We start from the raw sequence: 10,032 nt of genomic DNA, 5'->3' as shown, positions 1-10,032 counted from the left end.
CCCCACACCCACCTCATCACCATCCCCAACACCGGCCACACCCTCCCCCTCGAAACCCCCCACCACCTCGCCCACCACACCCACCAATTCACACAAGAACTCGCCGTCAAATCGCAGCCATGACCACCACCCCCCCTCTCACCGCGCTCAGCGCGCTCCTCCCACCGACCGTCCACTGCACCGAAGCCTTCGGCCCGCCGCCCCATGGCGCCCTCCTGGACCCGGAGCGCCGCCACATCCACGGCCGATCGCCCCGCCGGCAGCGGCAGTTCACCGCCGCGCGCACCCTCGCCCGCCAGGCCCTCACCGAGCTCGGCCATCCCCCGACACCCCTACTCCCCGGGCCGGGTGGCGCCCCCGACTGGCCCTCGGGAGTCGCCGGGAGCATCACCCACTGCACCGGCTACACCGCCTGCGCAGCCACCCGCACGACCCACCTCGCCTCGCTCGGCATCGACGCCGAGCCCGCCGAACCGCTCCCGCACGGCGTACTCGACCTCACCGCGACCGCCGACGAGCGGCGCCACCTCACCCGTCTCCCCCGCGGCCAAACCCCTTGGGACCGCCTCCTCTTCAGCGCCAAGGAAGCCACCTACAAGGCCTGTTACCCCCTCACCCGCCAGTGGGCCGGCCTCGCCACCATCACCGTCCACCTCCGCCCCGACCACACCTTCACGGCCTGCCACCCCCACCACCCGACGCCCCACCACGGCCGCTGGACCGCCACCGAGGGAATCCTGATCACCACGCTCACCATCCCTCGCAGCGCCACCACGGGCTGAGCACGGCGAGCCCACCGACCTCCCAGTCTCCGCACCACTCATCAGGTGCGGGTCCACGTCCGCCGAGTCGAAGACGTCCCGCAGGTCCTCGGTGGGTTCCAGGGCTTGCACCCGTCCGGCCGCTCCGGAGGGGGGTGCGGTACGGCGGCATACTTGCGATACCAACTCTGGAGCATGACAAATGATTTGACGTCATCGCATTTGAGGAACTCTCAAGCATGCAGGCTGGCCCAAGACCGCCGAATGGCGGAGGATCGGGCTCGAAGCAGGGACAGCCAGCGGACGATCAGAGGGACCAGAGGACCGGATCATGGAACTGGCACGCACGCTCACACTCATCGCCGCCACCGTCACCTGCGGACTGACCGCCGGGCTGTTCTACGCCTACGCGTGCTCGGTCATGCCCGCGCTCGCGCGGGTCGAGGACCGCGCGTTCATCGAGGTCATGCAGCGCGTCAACGTGGCGATCCTGAACGGCTGGTTCGTCCTCGGCTTCGTCGGCGCCCTCCTCAGCACCGGCGCCGCCGTCGCCCTCCACCTCCCCTCCGACGGCCACCACGCACTACCCGCCACCATCGCCGCCCTCGTGCTCTACGTCGCCGCGATCGGCGTCACCCGCTCCGTCAACATCCCGCTCAACGACGAACTCGCCGCCGCCGGCGAACCCAAGCGCATCACCGACCCCGCCGGCGTCCGAAACCGCTTCGAAGCCCGCTGGGTCCGCTTCAACGTGCTACGCGCCCTGCTCTGCACCGCCGCCCTCGGCTGCCTCGCCTGGGCGCTGATCCTGCACGGCCAGGCCTGATCCGGTCGGTGTCGGCGGTGCGCACCGCCTCGATGAAGCCCGTCGTGCTCGGCCCCGCGCCGGGCGGGAACGGGCGGCCGAGCTCGGCGGCGATCTCGTCGAGCATGGTGAGCCGGGTGGTCCAGCCGTGGGCGTCGAGCCAGTCGTGCGTTCCGGGGCCGAGACCGCCCTGCCACAGGTCGGTGATGTGGGCGAGCGCCGGGTCCTGCGGGGTGCCGGTCACGTCCCGGCCCTTTTCCAGCAGCAGCCGGCTGCCCGGGGCGGAGAGTTCGCCGACGGCGGTGAGCAGGCCGGCCGCCTGGTCGGCGGTGAGGTAGACCAGCAGCCCTTCCGCCAACCAGGCGGAGTCGGCCCCGGCGAAGTACCGGACGGGGGCCGCCCTTTCAGCCGAGGTCACGAATCCGGGCGAGTTCGCTGTCGAGGTCGAGGTGGTCGGACTCCGCCCCGGCGGGCACCAGGGCGAACGAGTCCGCGAGGAAGGCGGTGACCACGTCCTCCGGTGCACTGAGCACCGTCTCCCCGGAAGGGCTCTGCAGGGTGATGAAGACCTCTCCCTCGGCCCCGGGCCCGACCCTGACGTCGCCGCGGCCGACCTGCGCGTGGCGGCCCTCGTCGAGCAGGTCGCGGCTGAAGTACCAGCACAGCCGGAAGTCGTCGCAGGAGCAGCCGCTCGACGACAGCGGGAACGCCAGGCAGGCCGCGTAGGGAAGGGCCGTGTCGAAGCGGAGCTCCGCGTCGACCGGGACATCGGGCAGCGGGCTGTCGGGGAACGTGACGGACATGGGGTGCACAGCGGACATCGACACCGGATCAGCCTCCTCCGACGGCTACGCGTCGACCCCGAGCGGGCCGACGGCCGTGAGGGGCGCCTACCCGGGCACCCGCGCGCCAGTCGGTGACCGCCTGCATCTGCACAACTCCGCCACATCGCGGTCGCGTTGACGCCGAACGGCCGGGCCCACCCGCGGCCTCCGGGTCGCCACAGCACCCGCGGGGCACAAGTCCGTTACAGCGGCACCGGTTTCCTCCCACCCCAAGCGCTTCCCTGCCATCATCCAGGTTCCTGCTCAGGCACGCCGGGTGGCGGCCCACGCCTCGGCCCGAGCCCAGACGACGAGGAGTCCGGTGGCCGTATCCGACAAGTCATCGACGCCCGGACCGCGGGATGCCCGACACCCCAGGCGGGCCGCCGCGCTGGCCGTGCGGGTGGTGGTGCAGGGTCTGCTCGTGCTGGCGGGCCTGTCCATGGTCGGGCTCGGTTTCTCATGGTTCGTCGACACCTACCACGAGGGACGGGCCTATCGCACCGCCCCGACGTGCGGAACTCCCGCCGTCAGACCCGGCGCCGACTGCGTGCAGCAGGAGAGCGGGCGGGTCACCAGGAGGGAGGTGCAGCAGGACAGCGATTCGACCACCTACGTCCTGACCGTGGCCCGCGAGATGGCGCCCACCGACACCTACGACGTCGGGAGGGCCTTCTACCGCGACGTGGAGACCGGGACGATCGTGGATCTGAAGGTCTGGAGAGGTCTGGTGGTCGAGCTCGGGTACCACGGGCACCGGGCCGGCAACCCGCACACTCCGTGGCTGACCCTCCTGAAGCTGGGGCTGCTGATCGGCGCGGGAACGGCCGTGATCGCCTACGGCGCGTTCGGCCCGGATCTGGATTCCCGGCTGGTCCCGGTCGGGATGGCCGCGCTCGTCGCGGGCGCCACTCTCGTGGGCGCCGCCATCCTGCTCTCGATGCCGTGGCCGCTGGCGGTGGTCCTGACCATCGCCATCCTGGCCTGGCTGCTCGCGGCCGCCATCACCCTGGGAATTTCGACGGCGTAGCACCACTCGACTGGTTGTCAGGTCCTCAACACCGGAAATAGGCTGCGACCTTCCGCTCATGCCACCCACCGGAGAGGACGCCCATGCCCAGCAGCAGGAACCGTAGGAGCAGGACCGCAGCGACCCTCCTCACCGTCACCCTGGCCGCTGCCCTCTTCGGCGGCACCCCCGCGATGGCCAAGCCCGGAGGCGCCCCCATAGCCGCTCCCGGCACCGCCACGGGGGACGACCGGCGCGAGGTCGAGGTGTTCGGCGAGGACGGCGGCATCTCCCGGGCGCGCGTCCCGGGCGCCTCGCCGTACACGGTCTCCCCCCACGCCCAGGGCGTGGCCCCGCTCCAGGGCGACGGCGACGTCACCGCCCTGGTGCGCAACGGCGATCCGGCCGCCAAGCTCGACGTGGTGGTGATCGGGGACGGCTACGCCGCGCAGGAGCAGGACAAGTTCCGCGCCGACGCAGCCGAGAAGTGGAGCGAGATCACCGCCGTCGAGCCGTACGCCACCTACCGCAAGCTCTTCAACGTCTGGGCGGTGTCGGCCGTTTCGCCGGAGTCGGGCGTCTCCGGGGACCCGGACCAGACGACCGTCCGGCACACGGCGCTGGGCTCGTACTTCTGGTGCGACGGAGTGGAGCGGCTGCTCTGCGTGGACGAGAAGGCGGTCGAGGGCTACGCGGCCAAGGCCCCGCAGGCGGACCTGGTGCTCGTGGTGGCCAACAGCGCCAAGTACGGCGGCGCCGGCTACAACGACGTGAAGTCCCCGCTCGGCTACGAGGGCATCGCCACCGTGGCGGGCGGCAACGCGAAGTCCGGGCAGATCGCGGTGCACGAGACCGGGCACTCACTGGGCAAGCTCGCCGACGAGTACGCGTACGACGGCCAGGGCACCTACCAGGGCGCGGAGCCGGCCGAGGCCAACATCAGCACGCTGACCGCCGACCGGATGCGCGCGCAGGGCACCAAGTGGTCCCGCTGGCTCGGCCAGGCGTCGCCCGACGGCGGGACGGTCGGCGCGTACGAGGGCGGCGGCTACTACCCGGCGGGGCTGTACCGGCCGACCGAGAACTCGATCATGCGCTCGCTCGGGCGGGAGTTCAACCTGCCCGGGCGGGAGGCGATGATCGCCGGCTTCTACCGCCACGCCACCCCGCTGACCAGCCCCACCGCCACCGGCACCTGGCTCACCGCCGCCGACCGCCTCACCGTCGACCTCCCGGTGGCGGGCACCCGGCTGCGCTGGTACCTGGACGGACGCGAGGTGCCCGGGCTGCGCGGGCGCACCGCGGTCGACCTCGCCGATCTCCGCCCGACCGGCCCTCGTTCCCGGCCCCACCTGCTCACCGCCGTCGCCACCGACCCCACCCCGGCCGTCGCCGACCCGGCGCTGCGCCAGAAGCTGACCGGGAGCCTGTCCTGGCTGGTGACGTCCTGACGCCTCAACAGCCCTGCGTCTCAGCAGCCCTGCGTCCGACCGAGCTGCGTACGACCGACCTGAATCCGTGACGCCCTGACGCCCCGGCCCGGTGCCGAGCGCCGGGCCGGGCCGGGCCGGGCCGGGCCGATGCTCGACACCGAGCCAAATGGTCCAGACCTATTGACGGCACATCAGGGCGCTCCTACGATTCCCAGCGGCTGCAACGCGCCCCCTGCCGGGTGACGACGTACGTGCCAGGGTCGCGACAGGCACCCTGGTGGCACGTGCCGCGGCCGGGCTTCCCGCCGACCGACCACCCCCACGTCACCTCGCCATGGCCACCCCCACGCCGCCCCACCCCCACGGGGCACCCCGGCCATGGCCGGAAGGGAGCTAGACCGTCATGGCCCACCGAACCGCGCGCCTGCTCGGCGCGCTCGCGCTCGCCGTAGCGGCGATCGCCCCGACCACGGCGAGCGCCACCGCCCCCACGAACCCCGCCAAGCCCGCCAAGCCCGCCGACAGCGCCGCCTGCGGCCAGCAGCAGCGCCCGACCGGCAAGGTCCTGCAGGGCTACTGGGAGAACTGGGACGGCGCCGCCAACGGCGTCCACCCCCCGCTCGGCTGGATCCCGCTGACCGACCAGCGCATCACCGGCGCCGGCTACAACGTCGTCACCACGGCCTTCCCGGTCATCCTCTCCGACGGCACCGCGCTGTGGCAGGACGGGATGGACACCGGCGTCAAGGTGCCCACCCCCGACGAGGTGTGCCAGGCCAAGGCGAGCGGCCTGACCGTCCTGATGTCCATCGGCGGCGCGGCGGCCGGCATCGACCTGTCCAACAGCGCCGTCGCCGACCGCTTCGTGTCCACCATCGTGCCGATCCTGCAGGCCAACCACTTCGACGGCATCGACATCGACATCGAGACCGGCCTGGTCGGCAGCGGCGACATCAACTCGCTCTCCCCGTCCCAGGCCAACCTGATCCGCATCATCGACGGCGTCCTCGCCGCCATGCCGCCCGGCTTCGGCCTGACCATGGCCCCCGAGACCGCGTACGTCACCGGCGCGAGCATCGTGTACGGCTCCATCTGGGGCGCCTACCTGCCGGTCATCAAGAAGTACCTGGACAACGGCCGGCTGTGGTGGCTGAACATGCAGTACTACAACGGCAGCATGTACGGGTGCTCCGGTGACTCCTACGAGGCCGGCACCGTCCAGGGCTTCACCGCCCAGACCACCTGCCTCGACAAGGGCCTCACCGTCCAGGGCACCACCATCCGCGTCCCGCTCGACCGGCAGGTCCCCGGCCTGCCCGCGCAGCCCGGCGCGGGCGGCGGCTACCTGTCGACCGGGCAGGTCTCCCAGGCCTGGAACTCCTACGGCAGCGGGGCGTCGAGCCGACTCAAGGGCCTGATGACCTGGTCGATCAACTGGGACGGCTCCCGGAACTGGACCTTCGGCAACAACGTCCGCTCCCTCCAGGGCCGCTGACGCGGCGCGCCGGTCGGCACGGCGACGGCCCGGGTCCAGCAGCAACGTGCTGCCGGACCCGGGCCTGCCGTCAATGCCTGTCCGCTCGGCATCTGGCGTCGGTCGTTCCCCCGCGCGGCGGGTTGCGCCGCAACGGCGCCAGCTCGCGGGCCAGCGTCCGTACGTCCACCGCTATCCGCGCCGCCAGCTCGCCCGGCCCCGCGTCGCCCGGCAGCCGTCGGGACCAGGAGCGCGCCTTGGCCGGGCCGTCCTGGACCATGTCGAAGTTCAGCCGCACCGCTTCGGCCACGTCCGCCACGGTCACCAGGATCCTGGTGTCCGCGAGCTCGATCGTGACCTCGTTCCCGATGCACGAACACGCCACCAGACCCTCGATGTCCTCCTCTGCCAGATACCTCGCCAGGGGAACCGCTCTCCCCCGCACCAGAAACGGACGTACCACCGGCCCCACAGACCCCGCCCCCTCCCCAGCACACCGGACGTACCGATCACCGTGCGGCCCGGTCGGCGGCGCGAGCGCGCCGCACAACGACCCGGCCCGCCCATGCTCCCCCGACACCCACCAAAACGCCAACTCCACAGGGTTCCGGCCGACTTGACCGAAAGCACCCACCCGGCGCACCGGCGCACGCCCCGGCGCATCCGGTGCTGTCGATGCCGGCCGCCCGAACCCCGCCCGAACGCCCGGCGGCCGGCAAACGACCACCGGAACGGCAACAGGCCACCGCCACGGCGAAGGGCCACCACCACGGCAAAGGGCCCGGCACGCCGGAGGCTTCCGCTCTAGTGGTCGTTGCAACACCCCAGCTCAGGGGGTGCGATGGAGTTCGAGGTCCGCGAGGATCGGCGACCGCAAGGGCGCAAGAGGCTGCAAGCCGAACGGGCGGAATACTTCCGGCTCGTGCAGCAGGGATACAGCAACGCCGAGGCAGCCAAGCGTGTAGGCGTCCACCCGCAGACCGGCCGCGGGTGGCGCAACGGACGCTTCCGAGGAAACGGCAGAAGGGTCGAGCCGCCCGTTCGTTCGCAACGGGCGGCCGTCCCTACCGCGACCGGCCGGTACCTCAGCGAGGAGGAGCGCATCCACATCGCTGACCGGATGCGGGAGAAGGCGTCCATCCGCGCGATCGCCGCCGAGCTGGGTCGCAGCCCCTCCACCGTCAGCCGGGAGATACGCCGCAACGGCTCGCTCTGGCGCGGCACCGAGTTGGCCTACCGGCCCCACGCCGCCCAGGCCCGCGCCGACGCCCGCCGGCCCCGCCCAAAGCCCGGCAAGATCAGCCAGTGCCCTCGGCTTCGGGACTACGTCCAGGAACGGCTGGAACGACACTGGAGCCCGGAGCAGATAGCCCACCAGCTCCGCCGGGACTTCCCCGACGACCCGGAGATGCGGGTCACTCACGAGACCATCTACCAGGCTCTCTACCTCCAAAGCCGCGGAGAACTCCGCCGGGACCTCACCAAGGCCCTGCGGACCGGACGATCCCGCCGGCGGCCCCGCAGACAAGCGAACAAGCGCCAGGCCCGCTTCACCGCGCCCATGACGATGATCAGCGACCGACCCGTGGAAGCCGCCGACCGAGCCGTTGCGGGTCACTGGGAAGGCGACTGCATCGTCGGGCCCGGCCACGGCTCCGCCATCGGCACGCTGGTCGAGCGGACGACCCGCTTCACCATGCTGGTGCACCTGCCCAACGGCCATCGGGCCCAGCACTTCCACCAGGCGCTCACCGCCACCGTCAGCCGGCTCCCGTCCCACCTGCGGCGGTCACTGACCTGGGACCAGGGCAACGAGATGGCAGGCCACCACCTCTTCTCCGCCGCCACCAACATGCCGGTCTACTTCTGCACCCCCGCCAGCCCCTGGCAACGCGGCACGAACGAGAACACGAACGGACTGCTCCGGCAGTACTTCCCGAAGGGCACCAACCTGTCCCACCACAGCCCCGAGGACCTGGCCGCCGTCGCCGCCGAACTCAACGACCGCCCACGCAAAGCGCTCGGCTGGGAAACCCCAGCCGAGCGCCTGTCTAAACTGCTCGCCACAACACGTCAGTGATCACGTGTTGCAACGATCCCTGGAATCTGCCAGGTGGCGTGCCGGGCCCTTCGCGGTACGGCTCAGCGGCCGCCGCGGCCGAACCTGCCGTGCAGGACCAGGGAGCGGGTCAGGGCCGCCAGCCCCGCCGTGCAGAGCAGCGTGCGCAGCATGTTGGTGGCCACCCAGGTGCCCTCGAACTTGGCGCGCACGCCGGCGAAGTCGGTGATCTGGGACGGGTCGCCGGCCGCCGCCAGCTGGTTGTTGAGCGGGATGTTGACGCCCATCGTGACCATCAGCGCCACGACGTACAGCACCGTCGCCGCGGCCGCCCACAGGGCCGCCTGCCGACGCCCGGCCTTGTGCTGCAGCCAGGCCGCCACACCGGTGGCCGCGAAGGCGCCGACGAAGACCAGGCCGAACATCCCGTTCTCGATCGACTTGTTGATGTGCTGCATCGCCGTCACGTACGTCCGGTCGTCCCCGGCCGCCAGGCCCGGCATCACCGACACGTCGAAGGCGAAGAACAGGCCCGCCATCAGGCCCATCGCGATCGTCGCCGCCGCCAGCACCGGCCCGGCGGCGCGCCCCTGCCCGGGCCCGCCGTGCGGCGAACTCCCCGGCCGCACACCGCCGATGGCCGGCGGAACCGCGTACGACACCGGTACCGCAGTCTGATCCGAACGCATCACAAGACCCCTTCACTCTCCCGGCCCGACGGAACGCGGCGCCGACGAACAGCGGAACAACCGACACCGCCCACCGTGCGGCGTGGCGCGCAACGGAACCGCGACAACCGGAACCCCGCTACGCGCCAGGGCACTTGCGCCGCCCGAGGGTGCCGGGAGCGGTCACAGCACCGGGGCCAGGGTGCGCCGGTAGCGGCGCTCCAGCACCGTCCGGCCGAGCAGTCGCACCGGGGCCGGGATGGTCGCCGACACCGCCCGGACGGACGCCTGGTCCGCGCCGTCGAACATCCACGGCTGCAGGTACGTCATGACCTGTGTCGGCGCGCTCTGGATGATCCGCCGCTCCACCCCCAGGTACTCCTCCACCGGCATCCCCGCGACGGCCGGGAACACCACCGGCTCCTCGTGCCCCAGATGCTCGCGGATCAGGCTCTCGAACCCCGCTGCGGCCTCCCGTAGTTCGGCGCCGCCGCCGGAGGCCAGCACCTGCGCCACCCGGCTCATCGTCCGGTCGAGCTCCTCGTGGTCCTGCTCCAGGACGCCGCCGCCGTCGAAGCCCGGCACGCGCTGGCGCAGGAACGGCCAGAGGATGTCGTCCTCGCTGCGGTGGTGCCAGTCGATGACCGCCCGCAGCCGCCCGAACCAGTCCGCCAGCGCCGCCGAGGACGAGCCCCGGGCGGCCGCCGCGCTCAGCCGCGCGGCGTCCCGGCGCATCGCCACGTGCATCAGCGCGAAGCCCCGGACATGCCCGGGCAGTGCGCCCACGCCCTGCTCACTCGACCAGACCGTCTTGCGATCCGACATCACACGACCTCCAGAGTAGGTTTAGCTGTACGACCAACGCCCGCCCGGTGGCGGCCGGTTGGGGCCGCCACCGGCGAGCCGGCTCACACGTTCCACACGCCCGAGGCCGCGGCCTCACGGGCGAAGTCGGCGAAATCCCTCGGCTCACGACCCAACGCCCGCCGCACCCCGTCC

Annotated in this window: 11 protein-coding genes; 6 read left to right on the top strand and 5 right to left on the bottom strand. The window is 72.0% G+C overall.

Going from position 1 to position 10,032, the window contains the following annotated elements:
* The first annotated feature begins 119 nt into the window (after positions 1 to 119).
* Both P3T27_RS40660 and P3T27_RS40655 read left to right on the top strand, forming a co-directional pair.
* Positions 120 to 782 carry a 4'-phosphopantetheinyl transferase superfamily protein gene (locus P3T27_RS40660; protein WP_280686412.1) on the top strand — a complete coding sequence of 221 codons (663 nt, stop codon included), beginning with the start codon at positions 120 to 122 and terminating at the stop codon, positions 780 to 782.
* A 310-nt stretch (positions 783 to 1,092) separates the two neighbouring features.
* On the top strand, positions 1,093 to 1,587 hold the full coding sequence (locus tag P3T27_RS40655) for an anthrone oxygenase family protein (RefSeq protein WP_280686411.1): 495 nt from the start codon (positions 1,093 to 1,095) through the stop codon (positions 1,585 to 1,587).
* Here the strand turns inward: P3T27_RS40655 and P3T27_RS40650 are convergent.
* Positions 1,508 to 1,984 (bottom strand): hypothetical protein, encoded by a 477-nt coding sequence (locus P3T27_RS40650; RefSeq protein WP_280686410.1) that lies wholly within the window; start codon positions 1,982 to 1,984, stop codon positions 1,508 to 1,510. The genes P3T27_RS40655 and P3T27_RS40650 overlap by 80 nt on opposite strands.
* The gene (locus P3T27_RS40645) at positions 1,971 to 2,387 is read right to left on the bottom strand and encodes an SsgA family sporulation/cell division regulator (RefSeq protein WP_280686413.1); all 417 of its coding nucleotides are present in this window, start codon (positions 2,385 to 2,387) and stop codon (positions 1,971 to 1,973) included. Before P3T27_RS40645 ends, P3T27_RS40650 begins: the two co-directional genes overlap by 14 nt.
* A 325-nt stretch (positions 2,388 to 2,712) precedes the next feature.
* Here P3T27_RS40645 and P3T27_RS40640 point away from each other — a divergent pair, with 325 nt between their 5' ends.
* The 3 genes from P3T27_RS40640 (at position 2,713) to P3T27_RS40630 (ending at position 6,327) form a co-directional block, all read left to right on the top strand.
* Entirely contained in the window at positions 2,713 to 3,420 is a 708-nt protein-coding gene (locus P3T27_RS40640; RefSeq protein WP_280686409.1) for a hypothetical protein, read from the top strand.
* A gap of 83 nt (positions 3,421 to 3,503) precedes the next feature.
* Positions 3,504 to 4,850, top strand: coding sequence for a M64 family metallopeptidase (locus P3T27_RS40635; protein WP_280686408.1), 1,347 nt, complete (start codon positions 3,504 to 3,506; stop codon positions 4,848 to 4,850).
* A gap of 385 nt (positions 4,851 to 5,235) precedes the next feature.
* On the top strand, positions 5,236 to 6,327 hold the full coding sequence (locus P3T27_RS40630; protein ID WP_280686407.1) for a chitinase: 1,092 nt from the start codon (positions 5,236 to 5,238) through the stop codon (positions 6,325 to 6,327).
* Between the two features lie 70 nt (positions 6,328 to 6,397).
* Here the strand turns inward: P3T27_RS40630 and P3T27_RS40625 are convergent, their stop codons facing one another.
* Complete coding sequence (locus tag P3T27_RS40625) at positions 6,398 to 6,691, bottom strand: hypothetical protein (protein ID WP_280686406.1); 294 nt, start codon at positions 6,689 to 6,691, stop codon at positions 6,398 to 6,400.
* A 456-nt stretch (positions 6,692 to 7,147) separates the two neighbouring features.
* Here P3T27_RS40625 and P3T27_RS40620 point away from each other — a divergent pair, with 456 nt between their 5' ends.
* Positions 7,148 to 8,386: an IS30 family transposase gene (locus tag P3T27_RS40620; protein ID WP_280686405.1), complete on the top strand. Its 1,239-nt coding sequence runs from the start codon at positions 7,148 to 7,150 to the stop codon at positions 8,384 to 8,386.
* A gap of 62 nt (positions 8,387 to 8,448) precedes the next feature.
* Here P3T27_RS40620 and P3T27_RS40615 read toward each other — a convergent pair whose 3' ends face one another.
* Together P3T27_RS40615 and P3T27_RS40610 are read right to left on the bottom strand one after the other, a co-directional pair.
* The gene (locus P3T27_RS40615; protein ID WP_280686404.1) at positions 8,449 to 9,054 is read right to left on the bottom strand and encodes an anthrone oxygenase family protein; all 606 of its coding nucleotides are present in this window, start codon (positions 9,052 to 9,054) and stop codon (positions 8,449 to 8,451) included.
* A gap of 162 nt (positions 9,055 to 9,216) precedes the next feature.
* Positions 9,217 to 9,858: a hemerythrin domain-containing protein gene (locus P3T27_RS40610; RefSeq protein ID WP_280686403.1), complete on the bottom strand. Its 642-nt coding sequence runs from the start codon at positions 9,856 to 9,858 to the stop codon at positions 9,217 to 9,219.
* Between the last annotated feature and the right edge of the window lie 174 nt (positions 9,859 to 10,032).

It is taken from the genome of Kitasatospora sp. MAA19, assembly GCF_029894125.1.
GTDB lineage: Bacteria > Actinomycetota > Actinomycetes > Streptomycetales > Streptomycetaceae > Kitasatospora.
Note: the sequence above shows the minus strand (reverse complement) of the source record. Positions and strands in the feature narration are given on the sequence as shown.